Source organism: Azonexus sp. IMCC34839 (assembly GCF_047047955.1).
Classification (GTDB): domain Bacteria; phylum Pseudomonadota; class Gammaproteobacteria; order Burkholderiales; family Rhodocyclaceae; genus Azonexus.
In genome coordinates, this window is the sequence record NZ_CP150631.1 from 124,740 (window position 1) to 147,288 (window position 22,549).

Sequence of the window (22,549 nt, forward strand, 5' to 3'; positions counted from 1 at the left end):
GTTCCCAATTCCTGAGTCTTAGGCAGCCTTCTTGACCTCTTCTTCAGCAACCTTCTTCCACGGCGGGGTCAGGTTCTTGAAGGTCGGGTTGGAGAGGGCAATGTCCATGTCACGGGCGAAGATGGCGAAGCCGTCGTAGCCGTGATACGGGCCGGAGTAGTCCCAGGAGTGCATCTGGCGCAGCGGAATGCCCATCTTCTGGAAGATGTACTTTTCCTTGATGCCGGAGCCGACCATGTCGGGCTTCAGACGCTTGACGAACTCTTCCAGCTCGAAGCCGGTGACGTCGTCGTAGAGCAGGGTGGCATCACCCATTTCCTTGATCGTACGGTCGTAGTCGTCGTTGTGGGCGAATTCGTAGCCGGTGCCGATGACTTCCATGCCGAGGTCCTCGTAGGCGCCGATGACGTGACGCGGACGCAGACCGCCGACGTAGAGCATGACCTTCTTGCCTTGCAGACGCGGCTTGTACTTGGCGATGATGGCATCCATCATCGGCTGGTAGCGCGCGATCATGGCTTCGGTCTTTTCCTTGACGGTGTCGTCGAAGAAAGCAGCGATCTTGCGGCAGGATTCGATGATCTTCGTCGGGCCGAAGAAGTTGTATTCCAGGTAAGGAATGCCGTACTTCTCTTCCATGTGACGGGAGATGTAGTTCATCGAACGGTAGCAGTGCAGCAGGTTCAGCTTGACCTTCGGCGTGTTCATCATTTCGGCGATGGTGCCGTCGCCGGACCACTGAGCCACGACACGCAGGCCCATTTCCTCGAGGAGGATACGGGTTGCCCAGGCGTCGCCGCCGATGTTGTAGTCGCCGATGATGGCCACGTCGTACGGGGTCGATTCGAAAGCCTGACCGTCGCGCTTGTCGAGCACCCAGTCACGGATCGCGTCGTTGGCGATGTGGTGGCCGAGGGACTGCGAAACGCCGCGGAAGCCTTCGCAACGAACCGGGATGACCGGCTTGTCGATGGCAGCGGTAGCCTTTTTGGAGACGGACTCGATGTCGTCACCGATCAGGCCGATCGGGCATTCGGATTGAACCGAGATACCCTTGTGCAGCGGGAAGAGTTGTTCGATTTCCTCGATCAGCTTGGCGAGTTTCTTGTCGCCGCCGAAGACGATGTCCTTTTCCTGGAAGTCCGAGGTGAAGTTCATCGTGCCGAAGGTGTCGACGCCGGTGGTGCCGACGTAGTAGTTACGACGACCAGCGCGGGAATACTGGCCGCAGCCGACCGGGCCGTGCGAGATGTGGATCATGTCCTTGATCGGACCCCAGACCACGCCCTTGGAACCGGCGTAGGCGCAACCACGGATGGTCATGACGCCCGGCAGGGACTTGCGGTTGGAAGTGATGCACTTCTTGGATTGTTCGACGGAAACGTCGTTGGCGGCCAAGTGCTTGGTACGGTCCTTCTTGGCCTTCTCCGGATAAACCTCCAGCACCTCGGCAATGAGGGCTTCGGTTTCTTCGCGAGTCATGGTGCTCATATTTTCCTCCTGACGCCGCTACCAATCTGTAGCCGGCGTTCTGGTTGAAAGTGGCGGGCGCCGCAGCACCCGCCGTCTAGCGGGTATTGCTTAGGCAGCCAGATCGGCGGCGGTCTTGCCGACGATGGACTCGTCTTCCGCTTCCATGATGCCGAATTCCATCAGCAGTTCTTCCAGCTCTTCCATCTCGATCGGGGTCGGGATGACCAGCATGGTGTTGTTCAGCACCTTCTGGGCCAGCTGGCGATATTCGTCGGCCTGCTTGTGCTTCGGATCGTATTCGATCACGGTCATGCGGCGGATTTCAGCGTGCTGAACGGCGTTGTCGCGCGGCACGAAGTGGATCATCTGGGTGCCGAGGCGGGAAGCCAGAGCCATGATCAGTTCGTCTTCGCGGTCGGTGTTACGCGAGTTGCAGATCAGGCCGCCGAGACGGACGCCACCGGAGTTGGCGTACTTAACGATGCCCTTGGCGATGTTGTTGGCAGCGTACATGGCCATCATTTCGCCGGAGCAGACGATGTAGATTTCCTGAGCCTTGTTTTCGCGGATCGGCATGGCGAAGCCACCGCAGACCACGTCACCCAGCACGTCGTAGAAGACGAAGTCGAGTTCGTCATCGTAGGCGCCTTCTTCTTCCAGGAAGTTGATGGCGGTGATAACGCCGCGGCCGGCACAGCCAACGCCGGGTTCCGGACCACCGGACTCGACGCACTTGACGCCGCCGAAACCGACGGACAGGACGTCTTCGAGTTCGAGATCCTCGACGGAGCCGGCTTCAGCAGCCAGGTGCATAACGGTGGTCTGAGCCTTGCTATGCAGGATCAGGCGGGTGGAGTCAGCCTTCGGGTCGCAACCCACGATCATGACCTTCTTGCCAGCCTCGGCGAGGGCAGCAACAAGGTTCTGGGTGGTGGTGGACTTGCCGATACCGCCCTTTCCGTAGATAGCGCATTGACGCAGTTTAGCCATGGTGTAATCTCCTTAGTCTGTCAGTCGATTTGCGAAGAATCAGTGAGAGTCGCACCTCACCTTCTGCACGGACCGTGCCAGGTCGACTGGCAGACCATAAGACATTGATTTGCAATGAAAATGGAAAACAGGCCATCCTTCGAGAGGATGGCGACATCCGACAATTCCCCTACGCTTTGTAGGGGTGACGACAATGCGTCGAGCGCAAGCGAGACAAAGCCAAGCTCAGGAGACGGCAGTCTCCGTTCTGACTCATTGCGGGGCAGCCACGGGCTTTTGGCCGTGGCAACGCACAATGCGTCGAGCGCAAGCGAGACAAAGCCAGGCTCGGGAGACGTTAGCCTCCTTCCTGACGCAGTGCGTGGCAGCCATGCCCGTAAAGGCCTAGCCGCCGACAAGGCGACCTTGCCGCGCGATGCGCGCCTGCCGATCAATCGCTGCAATCTGCCGGCTGTCGTCCTCGGTAGTTTGACCTTCCAGGGTTATCCGGCCGAACTGACGCTCGATGGGGTGGCCGAGTTGCATGCCGATCTCTTCCGGCGACTGGAGGCGGCACCGGAAGACAAGCGGGCGGAGGTTTTCAACGACTACATGACCGTCCGCTTCCAATTGGAGTGGCCGGAGCAGATGGGTTTCACCGGCCGGCGCAAGAGCCGGACGAAGGCCAACTACATCAAGATGATCCGCGGCTGGAGTTTTGACTCCGACAGTCGCGAGGGGGCGGTACTCAAGGGCTGGGTCGAGTCCCGCTTCGGCTTGACGCCGCGCTATCACGGCGAGCCGCTACGCGATCCGAGTGCCGATGCCTATTGGCGGTATCTGGAAATGCGTTCGCAGGGCTTGTACGGCACCAACGCCGTGGAGGCCCAGCTCGACCTGGTCTACACCTATTGCCAGTACGAGTTGAAGCGTCGGCATGGTGTGGCGCGTCACGTCACGCTATATCGCGGGGTCAATCGCATTGCCGATCACGAGGTGCTGGAAAACCTCGGTAGAGGACGCTACATCGTCCTGTTGAACAATCTGAATTCCTTCACCTGCAGCCGTGAGCGGGCCTGCGAGTTCGGCGATTACATTCTTGCGGTGGATGTGCCGTTGAGCAAGATTTTCTTCTACTGCGGCTTGTTGCCCGGCGTGTTGCAGGGCGAGGACGAGTTTCTGGCGATCGGCGGGGCGGTCGAGGTGAGTTTGTCCACCTTGTAGAGGCTGCTCGAAATCTCGTTTCACAAAACAAAAACCCGGCCGAGGCCGGGTTTTTCATTGCATCAACTAGGCTTAGGCCGGGTTGATGTTGGCAGCTTGCTGACCCTTCGGGCCGGTCACGATGTCGAACGTGACGCGCTGACCTTCAGCCAGGGTCTTGAAACCCTTGGACTGGATAGCAGAAAAGTGGGCGAACAGATCGTCACCGCCCTGATCGGGGGTGATGAAGCCGAAACCCTTGGAATCGTTGAACCATTTGACGGTACCGGTTGCCATGTCTTGATACTCCGGAAAAGTTGATAAGAGGGAAGCCCTCGCTAGGGGCGAGATCAAGACGGCGAGGTAAGACGTATTACGCCGCACATGGCGGGTACTGCACTAACACTACACAACAACGCTTGAAAATCGCTGGGCAGCACTGTGCACGGGTTTTTCGGCAAATGCAATCGTTTTTTTTGCGATCCCCGATTTTTCTTGCGACATTTCTTCGCCACGTGCCAAAAAAAGCCTGTCGTAAACCCGACAAGATCGATGAGTGGCAGCCGAAAAAGCGCACGGCTACGTTGTTTTTGTCCGGGCTTGGAATTTGCTCAAAGGGGTTCGACCCCAACTCAAGAGCGAAAACATGACACCAGAACTGCGCGACAAATTGCTGGCCGGCCTCAAGGACGGCAGCATCGTTCCCTACCTTGGTCCTGGCGTGCTGGCCGACGTCAAGAACGTTGCGACCGGTGCGCCGATTCCGGCCGACAGCGATTCGCTGATTCTGGCCATGAACGACGGCAAGCCGATGGCGCCCAAGCTGATGTACGAATTCCCGCGCGCTGCGATGAACGTCGAACTGAAGCGCGGCCGTACGACCGTCACCAAGTTCCTGACCCGCACCTACGGCGAGACGCAATGGACGCGTGCTGCGGTGCACGACTGGTTGAAGGCAATTTCCCCAGGCTACGTCATCGACATCAACCGTGATACGCAGCTACAGGATTCGTATGCCGACGTGCCGCACAACCTGATCGTCGGCATCGCCCGCATCGGTGGCACCGACTTCCGCTACAAGATCTATTTCTGGGATGGACAGGCCTACCAGAAGAGCGAAGTGATCAACACGGCCATTCCCATCCTGTTCAAGCCGATGGGTACGCCGCGTCCGGAGGCGGTCTACATCGCTTCCGACGCCGATTACGTCGATTTCATCACCGAGCTGATGGGGGGCTTCTCGATCCCGCCCGAGGTCAAGGAATTGCGCAAGGGCAAGCAATACCTGCTGATGGGCATGCGCCTGAATCGCGACACGGAGCGCATGGTCATGGCCGACATGATCTACAGCGCCGCCGAGCCATCCGGCTGGGTGTTCATCGCCGAGCCGACCGACAAGGAGCGCCGCTTCTGCAAGAAAGTCGGCCTCGACATCATCGAGTCGGACATTTTCGAATTCATCGGCGCCGTCGAGGCTGCCTAAAGTTTTTTAAACGGGAGGAATCACCATGCTGTTGGATCGTTATCAACCTTACTTCTTCAACTCCAATTTCCGCGAAGCCGCCAGCGATGCCGGCTGGGAAGGCTATCGGGGCGAACTGGTCGTGATCGAAGGGGAAATCGCCGACGACCAGGGTCGCCGCAAGCCGCCCCACGCGCTCTTCAAGCAGGCCACCGTGCTGGCCCAGGGCGACGAACTGAAACTGATCTCCGGTTCGCTGGAAGAACTGCAGCACTGGCCGCATTTCATGGAAAAATTCGGCGCCGATCTCAATCCGTCGACCATCGCCATCATGTACACGGTCAACATTCCCAAGCCCTTCGTGTCGACCATCAACGGTTGCACCGTGGTCTTCATTCCGCTGACCGAAGGCCTGTGCTGGAACGAACTGATCGACCTGGCCGCGCTGGAAAAGGGCGATTTCAAGGGGCAAGGCGCTGCCGACAAGATCGTTACCGTGTTCAACGCGCTGAAGGGTAACAAGTACAAGTACCCGGAAATGTCGGTCGAGGAAGCCCTGAAAACGACCAACAACGCCAAACGCGAAGTTCACGGCGCTGTCTGATGTCCTGGTCTGAGCAATACGTGCTCGGGGTGGCGGAAATGGACGCCACCCATCAGGAGTTCGTCGAACTGGCCGATGCCTTGTTATTGGCCAGTGACGACGAGTTGCCCGCCTTGTTCGCCAAACTGCACGAACATACGCGCCAGCATTTCGAAAACGAGGGGCGCTTGATGAAAGCCTGCCGTTTTCCCGCTATCGGCGAACATCACAACGAACACTTGCGCGTCTTGGGTGAGTTGGCCCATTTTTCCCGCAGCTTGGCCCGTGGGCGCCTCGATATCGTACGCCAATACGCCAAAGGCCTGCCCGGCTGGTTCGCCACCCACCTGGCGACCATGGATGCTGCTTTGGCGGCTTGCCTGAAGCGCCATCAGGCCTGAATCTCCAAGAGTTCAAACGCGGTTTGATTAATCTGGCATAAGTGACAAGCGACTGACTTGGTGCTGTGCTAGACTCGTTGCAAAAGAATAAACAGATTGATCTCTAGGGAGGTGCTGTGTCGGCGAAGTGGACACTGCGCTTTGGCGCCGTCATGGTCGTGCTGCTCTGCTGTGGCCTTTTCGCCTGGGTCGGTTTCGACCTGGAGCAGTCGCGCGACCGTGAACGGGCACAGGCCGAGCGAAGTGCCATCACCTTGGCTCGCTTGCTCGAAGGGCATGTTCGAAGTACGGCGCAGCGTTTCGACCTGCAATTGTCGGACTTTGTCGCTCGCCACCAGTTCGATGTGGCGGAGCGTATTCCGCGCGAAACGCTGGATGCGGAATTGGCGGAGAATCTCGCGCGCTTCCCGGAGTCGCACAGCTTCCGCGTCGCTGGCGCAAACGGCAATTATCTCTACGACGGCAGCGGCACTCTGTCGTCGGTCAATATCAGCGACCGGGATTATTTTCAGGTCTTGCGCGACAACCCCAAGGTGGGTCTGGTTGTTTCATCCCCTCTGGCCTCCCGCGTAACGGGTGACGTCGTTGTCGTCTTTGCTCGCCGTCTGCAGGACAGAAGCGGCAATTTTGCCGGCATCGTGCTCGCCACCTTGCGCGCCGACTACTTCGAACAGTTCTATCGCCAACTTGAGGTCGGCCCGAATGGCGTGATTGCGCTGTGGGGGAAGAATCTTGAATTGTTTGCTAGGCAACCGAGCATGCCGGGCTGGCAAGGAAAGCACCTGCCGGACGAGCACTTCTCCGGACTACTGGCGGCCGGTCACAAAGATGGCGCGTTCCATGGGGTGGCCGTACTAGACGGTGAGCGGCGCATGTTTGCCTTCCGTGTGCTCGAAGATTTCCCGCTGATTGTCACCGTGGGCTTAGCCGAGCGCGACTTTCTTGCCGAATGGTGGCGCCGGGTCGCCGTCTATGGCGTGTTGATGGGGGTCCTGCTCATTGCTGGTGTGGCCTTGATTCGCGCCTGGGGGCGTAACTATCAGCAGGTCAAGACCCTGGCCAAAAACATGGCCTCGGCATACGAGGCAAAGACACGTGAGGCCAGAGCGTTGCTGGATTCCATTCCCGATCCGGCTTGGCTGCTGGATACCGATGGCCGCTACCTGGCAGTGAATGAAGCCTTTTGTCGCTACAAAGGCTTCCCGATGGATGCCGTGATTGGTCATACCGTCGAGGAATTGTTTTCGCCGGAAGAGGCGAAACGCCTGCGGGACGGACAACTGGAGGTTTATGCCAAGGGCGGACCCGTGCGCCAACAGGTGCGTCTCAAGTTGCAGGGGAAGGATGTTCCCTTCGAGTTCCTGCGCGTGCCAGTCTATGGCGAGCATGGTGAGCCGCGCGGCCTTGCCGGCGTTGCCTGGGACATGAGCGAACGTTACGAGGCCGAGGAAAGGCAACGTTTGATCACCCATTTTTTTGATCATTCCAACGATGCTGTGCTGATTCTCGACCAAAGCCGGCATGTATTGACTGTCAACGCAGCCCTTAGCGCGATCAGCGGCTATCGTCCGGAAGAGTTGAAAGGCAAGCTGCCGCGCTTCATGGTCGAAGGCTGCGACAACCGACAGAGCCTCGATCTGATCTCTCGGCAATTGGACGAGCAGGGGATCTGGCGTGGTGAATTGCTGGCCAAGCGCAAGGACGGTAGTCCCTTGCCGATCTATTGCAGCGTCAGCAGCATTCGGGACGACGCAGGCAACATCGTCAACTGGGCTGTGTTCGTGACCGATCTCTCCGAACGCAAGGCAACCGAGGCCCGCATCCATTCGCTGATACACATCGATCAGTTGACTGGTCTGCCCAATCGTTCTGGTTTTACCCAAATCCTCGGTCAATGGTTGGCTGAAGGGCGTTCGGGAACCCTGATTTTGGTCGATCTGGATCAGTTGAGCCGGATCAACGATGCTTTCGGCTACGAGGAAGGCGACCTGATGCTGACCAAGATGAGCATCCGCCTGCGCAAGGTGCTGCGCGAAGGTGATGCGCTAGGGCGGCTCGGGGGCGACCAATTCGGCATACTGGCGAGCCAGGGAGCGGGACCGGGCACCTTCGAGGCGATTGCCCGCAAGTTGCTCGATTGCGTTGCTCAGCCGATGATGATTGAAGGCAGCGAGGTCGTGGCGACCGCCTGTGCCGGCATCTGCGTTCTCGGTGAGGACGGCGATGACGTCGCGTCGCTGATGCGCAACGCCGATGCCGCGCTGCATCATGCGAAGGATAGCGGCCATAACACGTTCCGTTTTTTTGCCGGCGATATGAACGTCCGGATGGCCGAGCGCTTACGTTTGGAAAGCGATCTGCGCTCGGCCTTGAGCCGTAGCGAACTGGTCCTGCATTACCAGCCGCAGGTTGACCTCGAAAGCGGTGTAGTGGATGGCTTCGAAAGCCTGATTCGTTGGCGGCATCCTGAATTGGGGATGGTTCCCCCCGATAAATTCATTCCGCTGGCCGAAGAGAGTCGCTTGATTCTGCCGATTGGCGCCTGGGTTTTGGAGGAAGCCTGCCGTCAGAACAAGGCCTGGCAGGATGCCGGGATGCCCCCCAAAGTCGTTGCCGTGAACCTGTCGGCATTGCAGTTCCATAGTCCCGGCCTGGTTGAGTCGGTGGCTCAGGTGTTGAGCAATACCGGACTGGACGCTAAATGGCTTGAGCTCGAGATTACGGAGTCCGTTCTTGTCCAGGATCCGGAGCATGTGGTTCGGGTGATGGAGCAACTGAAGGAGCTTGGCGTCAGCCTGTCGCTCGACGATTTCGGCACGGGCTATTCCAGTTTGTCGTATCTGAAGCGCTTCCCGCTCGACCGCATCAAGATCGATCGCTCGTTCATCCGCGATCTCGAACACGATCCGAACGACGCGGCGATTGTGCGGATGGTCATCGGTATCGGTGCCGAACTGGAGCATCGGGTCGTTGCTGAAGGTGTGGAGACGCCGCAACAACTCGAATTCTTGCGCAAACACGGGTGCGGCGACTATCAGGGCTATTATTTCAGCCCGCCGGTGCCGGCCGAGCGCATTCCTGAGCTGATTGCCGGCAAGGCTTGAGAATTGGCAGTTCAGACCGACAGGTTGGCCAGTTCGAAAAGTTGTTCGGCCTGCTTCTCGCAGGCATCGCGCCAGCTCTCGTCGAGCCCCTTGAGCCAGCGCTCCGGCAGTTCGGCGCAGCCGTAGCGGGCGCCGGCCAACATGCCGGCGATGGCACCGGTGGTGTCGGCGTCGCCGCCGCGATTCACTACGTCGACCAGGCAATCCTCGAAGGTTTCGGTGGCGAAGAAAGCCTGGAAGACGGCTTGTAGCGTATCGACCACGAAGCCGCTCGGGTTTTCGCGCCGCTTCTTGTCGTAGGCAAAAACGGGGTAACGGCGAACCAGATCCTCGGCCCGCAGTTTTTCGACTTCGACGGGATTCTTCCCGGCCAGGAAGTCATGCACCATCAGGATCAGGGTTTCGCAGGCGGCATCGGACAATTCGTTGTGATGCGTCACATGTGCCTGGGCGCGGCTGGCGGCGATGATGGCTTCGGTTGATTGGCCGAAGGTGGCGATAGCCACCGGCAGCACGCGCATGGCGGCGCCGTTGCCGGCATCGTGTTCGGAAGCGCTCGCTTCGGGATTGCCGGTCTTGCGGAAGGTGATCAGGTTGCGGCGCACGGTGTTGCCGATATCGACCGGCTTGGCGCGCATCCAGGCGTCGAAGGCCTGGGCGGCGGCCAGCGCATCGACCCGGCTGCTGGCCAGGATCGATTGGCCCAGGGCAAGCGACATGGTCGTGTCGTCGGTGACCTGGCCGGCTTTCAGCCTGAGCCAGCCGCCACCGGTAATGTCGCGGTGCACACCAATATTTTGCCGAATTTCATTGGGCGTCAGGAATTCGACCGTGGCGCCCAGCGCATCGCCGATGGCCAGGCCCAGATAGGCGGCGACGGCGCGGTCGGTACGCGGCGAGCGTTGCAGCAGGCGGCGCCGGATGGGCGCCGTGCGGGCGATCAGTTCTCCGGTCCAAAACATTTCGCGTAGTCGGCGCAAACGCCGCAGGAAGGAGCGGGGCAGACGTAGATGCCCTCGGCCGAGCAGAAGCGGCGATAGATGAACTTCTTCCACTTCATGTCGCCGGTATTGGCGCGGGCGAGGGCGGGGAAATTCACCCACATCAGGCGGGTCAGTTCCTCGCGGCCGGAAAAGCCGAGGTCTTGCCAGAGATGGTCGCGGCCGGCACAGGCGGTGGCCAGGATGCTGGCCATCAGGAGTTCGGAGCGGGTTTCACGGGCACGGTGGTCGAGCAGCAATTTCAGGATGTCTTCCCGTTCCGGAATGGCTTCGACCTCGCGTAGCGTTCCGCTAATGGCGACACCCGGGAAATATTCGCGACACAGATGGGCGAAGGCGGCTGCCCCCAGGCCGAGATCGGCCGGCAGGCAGCCCTCGCCAGCCACCTGGCCAGCGATCAGGCTGGCCAGCAGCGGGCGGTTCGGATCGCCGGCCACCGTCCCGCTGGCCGGAGCGGAGAGGAGCTCGGCCAGCAACAGGGCGCGGATGGGGAGGCGATCCGGACCGTTCATTTCCGACTCACTTGCTCGGATATTCGACCAGGATGTCTTCGTCGCGGACGATCATCTGGCAGGCCAGGCGCCATTGGGTCGGCGGAATGTCATCGACGTACATCTGGTCGACCTGGGCCTTGGTGATGTGGCCGAGTTCCAGCAATGCGGCGACTTCGCGGGCATTCAGCGGGCCGCCCATGGGCTTGCGCTTGCCATCCACGGAAGACACCTTGACCAGGCAGGTGCCGCAGTTGCCTTCCTGGCAACCGAAGTCGATCGGGATGTGATGTTCCTTGGCCAGGGCCAGGATGGTCTGGGTATGGCTGCCGGCGACAGCGTAGACAGTCTTGTCCTTGTGCATCGGGCTGCTGAAGGTGATAAGAGCCATGAAGGTTCTCCTGAAGAGCGGGTTATTGAATTTCTCTGTTGTGTGTTGGGTGTTGATGCTTTTAATCTTGTTCTGTGCGGTGGCGGTCAGGCCGGCTTGACCACGATCTCGCCACCGATAATCTGGGCCTGGCAGGCCAGCCGGTGATTGCGCGGCGCCAGGTTGTCCTTGAGCACCTGGTCTTCCAGGATGCTCGGCGGGGCGAGGTTCTCGGCACCGGAGACCACCTTGGTCAGGCAGGTGCAGCACTCGCCTTCGCGGCAGCCGTAGGTGATGCCGGCGCCGACTTTTTCCGAGACTTCGATCAGGCGGGTACCGGCCGGTACGCTGACCGAAACGCCGATATCCTCGAAGGTGACTTTGGCCTTGGGCATGTTCTTTTCTCCCTGTTCAAGCGAGCGACGCCATGTCGATCTCGCGGTGTTCCACCTGACCCGTCAGGTGACGGGCCAGTTGCTCGCCGAGGTTCCGGCAGGCATCCAGTTCGCCGGCATCCGGCACCAGCTTGATGCGCAGCCCTTCGACCGGCACGCGCATCTTCAGACCACGCAGGCGATCCTCGATCAGGCGCACGGCCTCGCCGCTCCAGCCATAGGAACCAAAGGCGGCGCCCAGCTTGCCCTTGACGTTGACCGTGGTCAGCGACGAGAGCACGTCCCACACCGGCTTGACGGCATCGGCGTTGATGGTCGGGCTGCCGAAGGCGAGGCCATCGGCTTCCTCGATCAGGTCGGTGAAGACGCCGGATTCGCCGCCTTCAAGGTCGTATAGCGAGACGCGCACGCCGCCGATGGTTTCGGCGCCGGCCGCGAGCGATTCGGCCATGCGCCGGGTGTTGCCATAGGCCGAGATGTAGAAGATGACCAGTGTCTTTTCGTTGCGCGCCTCGTTGAACAGGCGCGGCATGGCCAGTTCGCGGTAGCGGTGCACGTAGTCGCGCGGGGCGTGGCGCAGGATGGGGCCGTGCGCCGGCGCGATCAGCTTGAGTTCGAGCGGTTCGATCAGGGCCAGCGCATCGAGTACGTTCTCCCGGAACGGCCGCATGATGTGGGCGTAGTAGTACTCGAAAGAGAAGCGGAAATCGCCGACTGAGTCGTTGAACAGGCGCGCGTCGCAGAAATGGCAGCCGAAGATGTCACCGGTGAACAGCAGGTTGTCTTCGACCAGATAGGTGCATTGCGTATCCGGCCAGTGCAGGTAGGGAGTGTGCAGGAAGCGCAGCGTACGGCCACCGAGGTCCACGCTGTCGTCGGTGGTGACCGGAATGTATTCGGGCGGCTTCTCGCCGGTGGGCTTGAGCAGCGCCTTCAGCATCATCTGGGCGCGGCTGGATAGATACACCTTGGCCTGCGGCGCACGCTTGAGCAGTTCGGGCAGGGCGCCGCTGTGGTCCGGTTCGAGGTGGTTGAGGACGATGGTGGTGATTTCGTCGTAACGCGCCACCGATTCGAGGCGACGGAAGAAATCGTCGGCGAAGGCCTCCTTCACCGTGTCGATCACGGCCACGCCTTTCTCGCCACGCACCACGTAGGAGTTGTAGGTCGTCCCGTTCGCCGTGCGCAGGATGATGTCGAAATTCCGCAAATGCGGATCGAGGACGCCCACCCAGTGGACGCCCGGAGCCAGTTCTACCGCTTGATCAGTGAGTGCCGCAGCCGGCATGCTCCTCTTCCTCATGGTCGTGCGCATGGCTGCCGCAGCTGCCATGCCCTTCGGGACCGTGTACGCAAGCCTCGATGTTGCCTTCCGGAATCTCGACGTTTTTTAGCCCAATCCAGCTGTCCACCGCAGCAGTGTCGAAACCGACCATGCGTTCCTCGCCAACTTCCATCAGCGGGCGGCGGATGAGCAGCGGGTTCTCCAGCAGCAGGTGCAGGGCATCCTCGAAGCCGAGGTTTTCCGGCACGATCTCACCGGCCTTGATGGCCGGCGCGGCACGGTTGAACCACTCGGCTACCGGCAGCTTGCCGACGAATTGCAGCAGGCGGTCGGCCGTCCAGGCTTCGCCTTTCAGGCTCTTGGCCTGGACGGTGTGACCGGCCGCGGCAAGGAGGGTCTTCTGGCGAAGATTCCCCTTGCAGCCAGGCTTCTCAAAGAAGGTGACGACGGCCATCAGGCAGCCTCACGCCACAAGCCGAATTCCTTCAGCTTCTCGATCGGGATGCCGGTCAGCGAACCCGGCGGGTTCAGGAACTCGCCCAGTTCATCGACAATGGCCATCTCGATCGGGCAGATCGCCGCGCATTGCGGCACGGCGTGATCGCCCAGGCACTCGGTGCACTTCATGTCATCGATCAGGAAGTGCGGCTTGTCCTGATAGATCGCATCGTTCGGGCAAACATCGACGCAGGCCCAGCAATTGACGCAGCTTTCGGTGATTTGCAGTGCCATTTACGCCACCTTCAGGGTTTCGGTTTTCGGCAGCAACTTGCCGGTTGCCGCGATTTCCTCGTAGACCTTCATCACGGCTTCCTCGATCGGCTCCATCGCATGTTCGCCGTTCGGCGCGATGCCGGCGGCTTCCAGCTTGCCCCAAGGCTCGTAGCCGATCTTGGAACAGAGCACGACCTCGCAACCGGAGAGGATCTTGATGTTGCGGTCGAGTAGCGATTCGGTCTCGCCTTCGCCCACCACATCGCCATCGCCGCAGCTGTCCATGCCGCCGCAGTAGAGTTCGGTCTTGCGGTGGCCGATGAAGCGGACGCCTTCCGGCGAGGCCTCATAGACCAGGAACTCCTTGGCGTGGCCGAAGTGCTCAGCGACGACACCGTTCTTGCCGGCGACGGCCATCAACACCGGGCGCGAACCTTCCGGAATGCCCGTCAGCTTCGGCTTGACGATGCCGCGTTCGGCATCGAGCTTGACCATGATCTCGTCGTGCACCTGCTTGCGACGCACCATGGCGGCTTCGTAATCGACCTCCATGACGTCGATCTTGTCCATGGTGAATTCGTCGCCACGGTCCTCGCCGAGCAGGCCAACGGCATCGGCACGGCACTGGCGGCAGTGGCGCATCATCGACATGTCGCCGGCGCATTCGTCCTGCAGGGCTTGCAGTTCCTCGTCGGTCGGGCCGCGCTGCTCCATGATGCCGTAGTAGGTGCCGTGTTCGGCTTCGGCGATCAGCGGCATCACGTTGTGCAGGAAAGCGCCCTTGGCCTTGACGATCTTCGAGACTTCCTTGAGGTGCTCGTCGTTCACACCCGGAATCATCACCGAGTTGACCTTGACCAGGATGCCGCGCGAGGTCAGGGCTTCGAGACCTTTCTGCTGCTGTTCGATGAGAATGCGGGCGCCTTCGATACCGAAGATGCGCTTGTTTTCCCAATAGATCCACGGATAGATCTTGGCGCCGATCTCGGGATCGACACAGTTGATCGTGATCGTCACGTGATCGATGTTGTGCTTGGCGATCTCATCGGCGTATTGCGGCAGATTGAGACCGTTGGTCGAGACGCACAGCTTGATGTCCGGGGCCTTTTCGGACAGCTGTTGGAAGGTCTCGAAGGTACGGGCCGGGTTGGCCAAGGGGTCTCCGGGTCCGGCGATGCCGAGCACTGTCATCTGCGGAATCTCGGCGGCGACGGCCATCACTTTCTTGATCGCCTGATCCGGCGTCAGCAGTTCGGAAACGACCCCTGGGCGGGATTCGTTGGAGCAGTCGTACTTGCGGTTGCAGTAGTTGCACTGGATGTTGCAGGCCGGAGCCACCGCCACGTGCATCCGGGCAAAGTAGTGGTGGGCCTGCTCGGAATAACACGGGTGATCCTGCACCTTGGCGCGGATGTGATCCGGCAGGTGGGCCAGCGCGTCGGGCGCGGTACCGCAACCGCTGGAAGAACAGCCGCCGCCTTCCGCTGCCGGGGCGCTGCTGCTAATGACTGGAAGTTCCACGATGAAAGCTCCTCAAAATCTGTGCGGAGCCTATTCAGCAAGCGGTGTGCCAGTGATTATTTTCTAATTAAAACAATGGCCTGTCGTGTGTCTGCGAGAAGCTTGTTGGTCGGTTTGTTGCAAAGCCTACAGGTTTGGCTGACCAGAGATGAATGGATTTCGATGGAATGCGTTTCGGGCAAAATGGGTCTTTGCTGAGGCTATCGCCATTGGCGGAAGTCGGCCAGAAGCGGAAGTTGGCCCAAGTTTCCTAAAGCAGACATTCATCTTGAGTCCAATGCGATATGAATAGATACTTGTGGCTCTGTCTCCATTTTCGTAAATCGTATTTACGACCAAATGTCTGGAAAGCATTGCCGATTCATGGTTTCCGCTATTTTTTGGCTGTCCGCTCGATTATGCATAGACGGACCCATGGGTCCGTCTATTAACTGTTAGAAATTGCAGCCATGCCTGAATTCATACCTCAGCAACTCCCAGAAAGAGAAGGCCACTTTCCGAATACAGGAAACACAATTGTTGAGTTACACCGGCTGCTTGCAATATTTCTATCTAGCCGAATGTTCGCAGAGCTTTGCGTGAATTTCCCTGGTGAAGGATTTGACCCAATCTACAAAATCCAAGAAGTTGAAGCTGACGAAATCACGAGAATTTTGTTGTCCTTAGCTGTTACGGCGCGCGTGGTCGATGATCGGGAAGGGAAAGTGTTTGAACTTGTTGGCTCTGATTGCGGAGTGTTGCAGAAAGACATGGCAAGGGCTGATTGTGTCCCATTAGAAATCCGAGAGGCGTGCAACAAGATAATTCACGCGCAGAAAGTTAGGTTTGACGTTGAGGAAATTGGTGTTCAGAAATATATGAACCCGATCATTTATCTTTACGGCACCCAGCAAAACGAGGAATGGCGGGCGACATTAGACGTCATTAAATTCTGCAAGGAATATGTCACTCTTGTTTGTTATTTCTAACACTTCAGTCAAGCGGGACGCTCCGCCGGCAAGCCGACTCCGCGCCCCTTACCTCCAACGTTAGGCATTACCAATGCACCTAATCCACACCTCTCTTACGAAAAACGACATTACTAAAGCAGTTTTCGTGAGGCTCACTCGCCCGAGCGCACTTTTCAAGTCATGGCTTATCTGGACAGTAACTGTTTGGGCTTTGCTTGCTTTCATTCGAGGCGTTCCAACCTCGCAGAACGACCTACTCGTGCTCACCATCTCAGCTGCAGGTGGTGCTTTATTTTCAGTTTCCATCTCGTTGGCATTCGCACTGCTACGAGTTCGCAGGTCAATTAAGACAGGCGACGGAATTCTGGGAGATCACGATTACGAAGTTACCGAGCAAGGCCTCCGTGAACGCACTTCTGTCAACGAAACCTTAGCAAATTGGAGTGGAATTAAGGGGGTCGAAAAGGGCAAACACTTTGTGTTTATCGAGTTGGTTAGCGGCTCATTTCACATCATTCCGCGAAACTCATTCGCTTCAATCGATGATGAAAGTTGCTTTGTGTCTGCAATACACAATTATGCGAAACGCAATGCCTAACATCCCGGTCAAGGCGCGGCCTTCGGCCGCTGGGACGTCCCGCAAGCGGGCCGCCCCTTACCTAAAACGCTCTGAACGTTCGGCAACTACAGCTTTGGGTCGGTAGCCGACACGCAGTGACAATCGAGTGGGCCGTCAGTTTCGTCAGATGAGCCACCGCCAGCCTTTCCCCACTCGCTCAGTCGTCGACTGAGCGTCTATCCGACTTGATTGCCGCGTGTCGCCGCTTCTGTTCCAGGCGGCGCTTGACCGAACCGTGTGTCGGTTTGGTCGGCCGTCGCGTGCGTGGCGGTACGGCGACGCTGGCGACCAGTTGCTCCAGCCGGCGGATCGCTTCGGCGCGGTTTTTCTCCTGGCTGCGGAATTCCTGTGCCTTGATGACGATCACGCCATCCTTGCTGATCCGGTGATCGCCCAGCTTGAGCAGGCGCTCGCGGATTGCCTCGGGCAGCGATGAGGTTTTCAGGTCAAAACGCAGGTGCACCGCAGACGACACCTTGTTGATTATCGCCCCTTAGAAAAAGATACTTATTCAAAAATTTTGGCCTAATGCCGAGGGTTATTCCGCATGCTCGGAGAAGAAATTGTCCCTATTGCTACTGATACTCAAAAGTATGACCATCCAGTTCGCACTTTTAGATGAGTAGCAGTCTTTCTATGAAAGACGAGTAGCAGGGCTTTCCCAGCCTCCTCAAAATGCGGCAAGCTAGATTAGGCAACCCTGCATTTGGGACGTATGACAGGCCCACTAACCAAGTATTGATGGCTATCTATCACAGGGTTACAATTCTGCCGTTGGTGGGTCTCAGTGTATCTGCAACGCTTTTCGAGCTCTTGGCGGAGTATGGCGCGGCAACCTGTAGCAGTGTCTCTCAACACAGTAGCAATCGTCTAACTCATGCCCGCAATTCGAAACCCGGGCAACACAATAGCTAGGCGAATCCCTTATTTGTCTCATAAGGAGATTCGTTTTGGCACGCCTATCCCCCCAAGAACTCGCTCATTTCCGCAGTGTCAGCGCTGTCAACGCGCTTATTGCGCTGGCTAGCTACGCAAAGCGCGACTTATCCTTCATTCCCACTGAAGCGAAGGGTACCGAGCGTTGGCACGCCACGGTCGGTAGGGCACATTTCGAGCTTCTGCTGCTAGGTCCAAAGTTCTTCGATACGCGCGCCAGAATTGGTGGCGGCGGTGCTATCGACCTCGCCATCCATCTCTATGGCCTTCAGTTCAAGGAAGCGATAGCACTGCTCAGAACCCGGGGGCTCTAATGAATAGTGCTCCTCTGACACGGACTGCCTCGGTATTCTCAGTCCTAAACAGTGATGGATTTGCGCTTCCAATTCTTGTCACTGATGACAATGACGGGAACGTACGCGTCGTCCGCGAGGTACTCACCTTAATGCAGGCCCTACAGACCCGCGGAGACTCGTTTTCCAAGATGCGTGGAATCGCGCTCACACTAGCTCTACTACATGATTACACAACTATCGTCATTGGCTCTACCCAAGTCACGCCCGACGACCTACCGAAAATCGTTTCTGGATTCTTACGCAAACGTCGCCTCGGAACGAATGAAGGCAACTTAGGTTGGCCCCCTGTGAAGCGGCGTACGGTCGAACGTGACCGAAGTAACCTTCGCATATTTTCTGAATTCTGTGCACAGCAGTTCGGCCACTTCCCTTTAGTTTCTTTCGGGAGCAATTGTCCGTTCCCAAAAGACGGCCTTACCTACCGTGAAGTGATGGGGAGTTTGCGAAAGCGGAACAACATGCTCCTCGGCCATCTGTTCTCCGGTCGCCCTAATGCCAATATTATGGCCGCAGTCGGAATCAAAGAATCTATCGTCCGTCGCAGAAGCAACGGCAAGACCTTTCTTTCCGACTCGATGATTGAGGACCTAATTCTTGCAACGCCAAGTGTCGTCCAACGAATGGTCTTTATTCAAGCCGCCTATGGCGGACCACGCCTGTCAGAAATCCTCAACATGTGGCGGTGTGATGTAGTACCCGGTCGTTATCGTCCGACGCTTTTTCCAGACGATGTGGCATCTGATGCCCCGCTAATTATTTTGGCTCATCCATCGCAGTCCCGATACATCGGTACGACCCGCCCAGGAAATGCCGACCGTCTACAACACCTAAAACAGACGTACCGGTTAACACCCCGCAACATGATGGACGTCGCATCTCTGAAATCCGGCTGGAAGGGGATGCTGTTCGACAACGACGACCTTCTCATCTCCCAGGTGTTCTGGTCACACCGTGGATGGGCAGAAATGTACTACCAACTCTTTCTACAGCTAAGAGACGAGGTATTGCCGCTCGTACCAGGGCATATCCGTAATAGTCATCCTTACCTAATCCTCAACGATTCGCCTTCAAAAGACGAGTTCGGACGTCCAATGAAGATAAGCAACATTCGGAAGGCATTTAGCCGTGCGTGCCAACGAATAGGCATCGAAACTGACCGATTCTATGAAGGCATCCATGGCCTTCGACATAGCTACAAAGCCAGGCTCAGGAAAATGGGGCTTACTCCCGAGGAGATTCGAAAAGCTATGCATCACATCTCCATAGACAGCCAGCAGCAGTACGGTCAATCGTCTGCGGACCTCAATAAGCGCCTTTTACTCACTTTGTCCCCTGGAGGCGCAGAGTAATGAACGCCATCACAGAGTTTGATACTTTCGGTAATGGGAAAGTCTGGCTGAATATGTCCGAGCGTCATCAAGTGCTTCGACTGCCCAGCCAAGAAGAGTTATCTGACCTGTATAAAGAATTTCGCCGTCGGCAATGGGAGTGGTTTGTTGAGCATATGCTTAGCGTATCTGACGGCGGCCAGCAGATTTTCGGACTGGGAGTCACACGGGTCAAGGCACAAACGCCAGACTCAAGCGGTAATAGCCGGTGGGTTGCAAACACGCATCGCATCTCACTCGATGCTATTCCCGAGGAGGCGTGGTCCTTACTAGCACATGTGGCCCCCCTTCCACATTCCACCGCCTCCACAAAGCTCTTCAATACAACAATTGAAGAACAGCGGACGTTTTTACGTTCTGCGATGGGCGATTGCCTTGAATCCGCTGAGAATATCTTGCGCGCAGAATACAAGGAATGTCTCATATACCCATGGCTGGCTTCATCGTTTGAAACCCAAAAAAATCCCGCAGAATTCATTGACTCCGTCATAAAACGAGCAGAATTTGAGCGACTAGTAGCGCGAGAAAAACGGAAGACTTGGTTACGCAAGCCCCTCCCTGATTTGTTTCTGCTGTGGTTAGCTCAACATGGTGTGGTTCTTTTTCCGGTAACGGCACAACCCATTATTGGAGAAGCTCGCGGATTTGAGGAGAAACTTGTATCCCCCGACGTGCTGGCGACTTGGAAAGTTATTGAATCAGCTTACGAAGCCACAGCAAAAAACCTTCACCGCAAATGGATGCCACGCATCAAGTCGGTATTTCGAATTGTGACAACCGCCTCCACATTACGCACCGCAGAAGACATCGGTATTGAGTTTTTCAACGCGCTTTACGCTCTCATGGATTGTAGGCTTGATGTCACACTCACTGACCGTCTTCATAAGATATACCGTCCTTTACGAGATAGCCTAGGGCGGCGGGAGCTACCGACCTTCAAACCCATCCGTTCTGCCTTATGTTTACGTGACACACCGTTCCACTGGACGTATTTGTCTACGAAAAACAATCCACAGAGAGTATTTCCTCGGCTTCTATCGGTCGTGTACAACCCCATACCAAATGTTTGCGCTTGGGGAGACCGATTTGCTCGGTATATCGCCAAACTTCCCATCAAAAGTATTGGGAATTCAGTCTCAACTTGTCAAAGATTTCTGGTCTGGCTAATAGAAAGCAAGACCTTGGTATCAGTGCTAAACGATTTAAAGCGAGAGCACATCAATGATGGCAAATCGCTTGCATCCAGTCAGTCCTTCCGAGCTCACCTTTTTCGCTCTGGGATGAAACCCGAAACCGCAAACGGGCACATTCTGCGATTGGCGTGGACGTTCGAGGCCATTATTGAAGAAGACAGGCTTGGTATCGGCAACCCTGTATCGATTCGATTTGATTCATTTAAAGTGACCGCGCCGCGCGGAAAGACGCCGCGGCGGCCAATGGCTAGGGAACTCCTCGTATATCTACAGCAACTCAATCGAGAAAATGAATACTCACTATCGCGTACATACAGTCGTAACCAACGTCAAGCTCTCAGCTCAAATGGGCAATATGAACCAATTTGGTTCCCTGGTTTTGCCGTCATAGTTGATTTACTCCTCCAACTCCCCCTTCGCGGATTCCAAGCACGTTACTTGGATTCTGGGGAAGGCGACGAATTCATCGTCAACTTAAGCGGCGCACTTGAGCTAGAACCGAATTTACTCAGCACGGCGACGGCAGGCCGCCGTGAAAGTGTCTTTTACGCCTTTGAGGCTACAAATTCTTCCCCGACGTTAGGAATCCACGTAAATACAAACAAGACATCGCTCGATAGAGTTTCCGGCTATGAAATACCCTGGTGCTCGCCAGAGTTGAAGAAAAGCCTCTCGTTGCTGAGAGACTGGCAAATTAAAAACAACCCCGTGGCTCGCCCAATTTGCTGCATGGAGAAACATGAGTTTGAGCAAACACGGAATCAAGATGTAATTGAACAGTTGAAAACCACGTACGCTCTATTTCGAGACCCTTCCGATGCTAAGGGTTGGCCAATCAGCCGGGACAAACTGTTTGATTATTGGAGTTATTTACTCGCAACAGCCGAGGATAGATTAGCTAGCGAAGGCACAAACATCAAGCTGACGGAAGAGAAGGAAGTTTCGAAAGGACCGAATAAAAAGCGCATCACGAAGCGGATTGCAGCCTATGACATTCATACTTTACGAGTGAGTGGTATTAGTGCCTTACTCGAAGCCGGTATGCCACCTGACCTAGTTCAGGATGTCGCCGGGCATGCGACGATAGTAATGACGCTTTACTACAATAAAATCAAGGCTTCACGCTTGAATGCGACCCTTGCTCAAGCACAAGATACGTTGGCACGTAATCTCGATAGCATTGATGGTGCTAGTGAAGCGGAATTCGAGCGCCTATCGGAATTTTTGCTAAACACCCGAGCACCGGAGGATAACGCTGGTCATTCACTTCTTGGTCTACGCAAAGGTCATGGTGATGGAGCAGTGGAAGTATCGGTTCACGGCATCTGCCCGGGTGGCGAGTGCGCTACAGGCGGTGAGTTCCAAAACCAGGCAGTCGGCTACGCCCCAGTACAGCGGCCCCTCGCCTGCTCGTTGTGCCGATATAGATTGACTGGCCCTATGTTCTTGCCGGGGTTAGTGCTAAACGCTAACCGCTTGATGCATGAACTGCGTAGCAAAGGCAAAGAAATAGCAGAGATGAATCAAGAACTGGCCCGCCTCGCAGACAAAGGAAAATCCACTCACGTTATTAAGGCCAAAATTGAAGAGCTATATCGTGAAACAGATACTGTTTCCGCAGAATGGGCCGCAGAAGTTCAGTATGTGCAGCTGGCAGAAAAAATGTTTGACCGCTTCATTACGGGCCTCGACCCCACCATTGATACGGTTCCTGCCTTGATTAGCGGGATGGACGAACCAAGTCTGCAAAGCCATCTAACACGCCAGTCTGAATTTGGCTTGCTTCAATCACTGGCCGAAGGGGCCTACGTTTGGTCTGGATTTAAACCATCGGCGGCAATAACGGAACATCGAGAGTTCCTTAACGAATTACTGTCCGCATCCGAGTTGGAACCCTTTCTTCTTAAGCTACGTGGCGACCTAAGGGATAAAGCTGCTGTATTACTTGGACGAATGGTAGTTTCGCTGATTCCAGATGAGCGAATCGATAATCTAAGGAGCGGCAGTGAATCGCTTGCTGACTACCCAACCGCAAAGTCTCTTTTGGAGAACCTTCGTAGGCAAGCCGTCATCATGAAAAGCATTGATGAGCACTCTCTAATCATTCAGGACCTCCCCCCCCTTTAAGGAAGGTG

At 56.9% G+C, this 22,549-nt stretch carries 22 protein-coding genes; 10 read left to right on the forward strand and 12 right to left on the reverse strand.

All coding sequences use genetic code 11. The features are described from left to right. Positions 1 to 18: 18 nt before the first annotated feature. Positions 19 to 1,491 carry a nitrogenase molybdenum-iron protein alpha chain gene (gene nifD / locus WIF35_RS00680; RefSeq protein WP_412479639.1) on the reverse strand — a complete coding sequence of 491 codons (1,473 nt, stop codon included), beginning with the start codon at positions 1,489 to 1,491 and terminating at the stop codon, positions 19 to 21. 90 nt (positions 1,492 to 1,581) lie between these two features. After that, positions 1,582 to 2,463, reverse strand: a complete 882-nt coding sequence (gene nifH / locus WIF35_RS00685) for a nitrogenase iron protein (protein ID WP_412479640.1) — start codon at positions 2,461 to 2,463, stop codon at positions 1,582 to 1,584. Positions 2,464 to 2,820: 357 nt separating this feature from the next. Between nifH and WIF35_RS00690 the strand changes: the two genes are divergently transcribed. After that, complete coding sequence (locus WIF35_RS00690; protein ID WP_412479641.1) at positions 2,821 to 3,666, forward strand: NAD(+)--dinitrogen-reductase ADP-D-ribosyltransferase; 846 nt, start codon at positions 2,821 to 2,823, stop codon at positions 3,664 to 3,666. Positions 3,667 to 3,738: 72 nt separating this feature from the next. On the opposite strand, the gene WIF35_RS00695 is transcribed toward WIF35_RS00690, so the two are convergent. Further along, positions 3,739 to 3,942: a cold-shock protein gene (locus WIF35_RS00695; protein ID WP_412479642.1), complete on the reverse strand. Its 204-nt coding sequence runs from the start codon at positions 3,940 to 3,942 to the stop codon at positions 3,739 to 3,741. Between the two features lie 349 nt (positions 3,943 to 4,291). On the opposite strand from WIF35_RS00695, the gene WIF35_RS00700 reads away from it, so the two are divergent. The 4 genes from WIF35_RS00700 to WIF35_RS00715 all read left to right on the forward strand — a co-directional run bounded on the left by WIF35_RS00700 (position 4,292) and on the right by WIF35_RS00715 (position 9,195). Then, a complete protein-coding gene (locus WIF35_RS00700) occupies positions 4,292 to 5,128 on the forward strand; it encodes an SIR2 family protein (protein WP_412479643.1) in 837 nt (278 codons plus the stop codon). 25 nt (positions 5,129 to 5,153) lie between these two features. Continuing rightward, positions 5,154 to 5,711 carry a hypothetical protein gene (locus WIF35_RS00705; protein ID WP_412479644.1) on the forward strand — a complete coding sequence of 186 codons (558 nt, stop codon included), beginning with the start codon at positions 5,154 to 5,156 and terminating at the stop codon, positions 5,709 to 5,711. Further along, entirely contained in the window at positions 5,711 to 6,091 is a 381-nt protein-coding gene (locus WIF35_RS00710; protein ID WP_412479645.1) for a bacteriohemerythrin, read from the forward strand. Before WIF35_RS00705 ends, WIF35_RS00710 begins: the two co-directional genes overlap by 1 nt. A gap of 116 nt (positions 6,092 to 6,207) precedes the next feature. Continuing rightward, positions 6,208 to 9,195, forward strand: coding sequence for an EAL domain-containing protein (locus WIF35_RS00715; protein ID WP_412479646.1), 2,988 nt, complete (start codon positions 6,208 to 6,210; stop codon positions 9,193 to 9,195). Between the two features lie 11 nt (positions 9,196 to 9,206). Here the strand turns inward: WIF35_RS00715 and draG are convergent, their stop codons facing one another. The 8 genes from draG to nifB all read right to left on the reverse strand — a co-directional run bounded on the left by draG (position 9,207) and on the right by nifB (position 14,972). Continuing rightward, a complete protein-coding gene (draG, locus tag WIF35_RS00720) occupies positions 9,207 to 10,157 on the reverse strand; it encodes an ADP-ribosyl-[dinitrogen reductase] hydrolase (RefSeq protein WP_412479647.1) in 951 nt (316 codons plus the stop codon). Then, the gene (locus tag WIF35_RS00725; RefSeq protein WP_412479648.1) at positions 10,136 to 10,708 is read right to left on the reverse strand and encodes a nitrogen fixation protein NifQ; all 573 of its coding nucleotides are present in this window, start codon (positions 10,706 to 10,708) and stop codon (positions 10,136 to 10,138) included. Before WIF35_RS00725 ends, draG begins: the two co-directional genes overlap by 22 nt. Before the next feature lie 7 nt (positions 10,709 to 10,715). Next, complete coding sequence (locus WIF35_RS00730) at positions 10,716 to 11,078, reverse strand: 2Fe-2S iron-sulfur cluster-binding protein (protein ID WP_412479649.1); 363 nt, start codon at positions 11,076 to 11,078, stop codon at positions 10,716 to 10,718. 86 nt (positions 11,079 to 11,164) lie between these two features. Further along, a complete protein-coding gene (locus WIF35_RS00735; RefSeq protein ID WP_412479650.1) occupies positions 11,165 to 11,452 on the reverse strand; it encodes a 2Fe-2S iron-sulfur cluster-binding protein in 288 nt (95 codons plus the stop codon). Positions 11,453 to 11,468: 16 nt separating this feature from the next. Next, a complete protein-coding gene (locus WIF35_RS00740) occupies positions 11,469 to 12,740 on the reverse strand; it encodes an FprA family A-type flavoprotein (RefSeq protein ID WP_412479651.1) in 1,272 nt (423 codons plus the stop codon). Beyond that, positions 12,718 to 13,191, reverse strand: coding sequence for an ArsC/Spx/MgsR family protein (locus WIF35_RS00745; protein ID WP_412479652.1), 474 nt, complete (start codon positions 13,189 to 13,191; stop codon positions 12,718 to 12,720). The genes WIF35_RS00740 and WIF35_RS00745 overlap by 23 nt, the downstream gene beginning before the upstream one ends. Beyond that, complete coding sequence (locus WIF35_RS00750) at positions 13,191 to 13,469, reverse strand: 4Fe-4S binding protein (protein ID WP_412479653.1); 279 nt, start codon at positions 13,467 to 13,469, stop codon at positions 13,191 to 13,193. The genes WIF35_RS00745 and WIF35_RS00750 overlap by 1 nt, the downstream gene beginning before the upstream one ends. After that, positions 13,470 to 14,972: a nitrogenase cofactor biosynthesis protein NifB gene (gene nifB, locus WIF35_RS00755; protein WP_412479654.1), complete on the reverse strand. Its 1,503-nt coding sequence runs from the start codon at positions 14,970 to 14,972 to the stop codon at positions 13,470 to 13,472. 449 nt (positions 14,973 to 15,421) lie between these two features. Between nifB and WIF35_RS00760 the strand changes: the two genes are divergently transcribed. Beyond that, positions 15,422 to 15,940, forward strand: coding sequence for a hypothetical protein (locus tag WIF35_RS00760; protein WP_412479655.1), 519 nt, complete (start codon positions 15,422 to 15,424; stop codon positions 15,938 to 15,940). A 127-nt stretch (positions 15,941 to 16,067) separates the two neighbouring features. Then, a complete protein-coding gene (locus WIF35_RS00765) occupies positions 16,068 to 16,520 on the forward strand; it encodes a YcxB family protein (RefSeq protein ID WP_412479656.1) in 453 nt (150 codons plus the stop codon). Between the two features lie 178 nt (positions 16,521 to 16,698). On the opposite strand, the gene arfB is transcribed toward WIF35_RS00765, so the two are convergent. Beyond that, positions 16,699 to 17,004, reverse strand: a complete 306-nt coding sequence (gene arfB / locus WIF35_RS00770; protein ID WP_412479657.1) for an alternative ribosome rescue aminoacyl-tRNA hydrolase ArfB — start codon at positions 17,002 to 17,004, stop codon at positions 16,699 to 16,701. Between the two features lie 487 nt (positions 17,005 to 17,491). Between arfB and WIF35_RS00775 the strand changes: the two genes are divergently transcribed. The 3 genes from WIF35_RS00775 (at position 17,492) to WIF35_RS00785 (ending at position 22,541) form a co-directional block, all read left to right on the forward strand. Next, positions 17,492 to 17,791: a hypothetical protein gene (locus WIF35_RS00775; protein WP_412479658.1), complete on the forward strand. Its 300-nt coding sequence runs from the start codon at positions 17,492 to 17,494 to the stop codon at positions 17,789 to 17,791. Between the two features lie 170 nt (positions 17,792 to 17,961). Beyond that, entirely contained in the window at positions 17,962 to 19,182 is a 1,221-nt protein-coding gene (locus WIF35_RS00780; RefSeq protein ID WP_412479659.1) for a tyrosine-type recombinase/integrase, read from the forward strand. Then, positions 19,182 to 22,541 (forward strand): VPA1269 family protein, encoded by a 3,360-nt coding sequence (locus WIF35_RS00785; RefSeq protein ID WP_412479660.1) that lies wholly within the window; start codon positions 19,182 to 19,184, stop codon positions 22,539 to 22,541. The genes WIF35_RS00780 and WIF35_RS00785 overlap by 1 nt, the downstream gene beginning before the upstream one ends. Positions 22,542 to 22,549 lie beyond the last annotated feature (8 nt).

Bases quoted from the DNA above. Each gene is read 5' to 3' on its own strand.
- WIF35_RS00760 (WP_412479655.1), top strand. From the start codon at position 15,422: ATGCCTGAATTCATACCTCAGCAACTCCCAGAAAGAGAAGGCCACTTT.
- WIF35_RS00745 (WP_412479652.1), bottom strand. From the start codon at position 13,191: ATGGCCGTCGTCACCTTCTTTGAGAAGCCTGGCTGCAAGGGGAATCTT.
- WIF35_RS00750 (WP_412479653.1), bottom strand. From the start codon at position 13,469: ATGGCACTGCAAATCACCGAAAGCTGCGTCAATTGCTGGGCCTGCGTC.
- nifD (WP_412479639.1), bottom strand. From the start codon at position 1,491: ATGAGCACCATGACTCGCGAAGAAACCGAAGCCCTCATTGCCGAGGTG.
- WIF35_RS00725 (WP_412479648.1), bottom strand. From the start codon at position 10,708: ATGAACGGTCCGGATCGCCTCCCCATCCGCGCCCTGTTGCTGGCCGAG.
- WIF35_RS00785 (WP_412479660.1), top strand. From the start codon at position 19,182: ATGAACGCCATCACAGAGTTTGATACTTTCGGTAATGGGAAAGTCTGG.
- WIF35_RS00735 (WP_412479650.1), bottom strand. From the start codon at position 11,452: ATGCCCAAGGCCAAAGTCACCTTCGAGGATATCGGCGTTTCGGTCAGC.
- WIF35_RS00710 (WP_412479645.1), top strand. From the start codon at position 5,711: ATGTCCTGGTCTGAGCAATACGTGCTCGGGGTGGCGGAAATGGACGCC.
- WIF35_RS00740 (WP_412479651.1), bottom strand. From the start codon at position 12,740: ATGCCGGCTGCGGCACTCACTGATCAAGCGGTAGAACTGGCTCCGGGC.
- nifH (WP_412479640.1), bottom strand. From the start codon at position 2,463: ATGGCTAAACTGCGTCAATGCGCTATCTACGGAAAGGGCGGTATCGGC.
- WIF35_RS00705 (WP_412479644.1), top strand. From the start codon at position 5,154: ATGCTGTTGGATCGTTATCAACCTTACTTCTTCAACTCCAATTTCCGC.
- WIF35_RS00730 (WP_412479649.1), bottom strand. From the start codon at position 11,078: ATGGCTCTTATCACCTTCAGCAGCCCGATGCACAAGGACAAGACTGTC.
- WIF35_RS00700 (WP_412479643.1), top strand. From the start codon at position 4,292: ATGACACCAGAACTGCGCGACAAATTGCTGGCCGGCCTCAAGGACGGC.
- WIF35_RS00695 (WP_412479642.1), bottom strand. From the start codon at position 3,942: ATGGCAACCGGTACCGTCAAATGGTTCAACGATTCCAAGGGTTTCGGC.
- WIF35_RS00780 (WP_412479659.1), top strand. From the start codon at position 17,962: ATGCGTGGAATCGCGCTCACACTAGCTCTACTACATGATTACACAACT.
- draG (WP_412479647.1), bottom strand. From the start codon at position 10,157: ATGTTTTGGACCGGAGAACTGATCGCCCGCACGGCGCCCATCCGGCGC.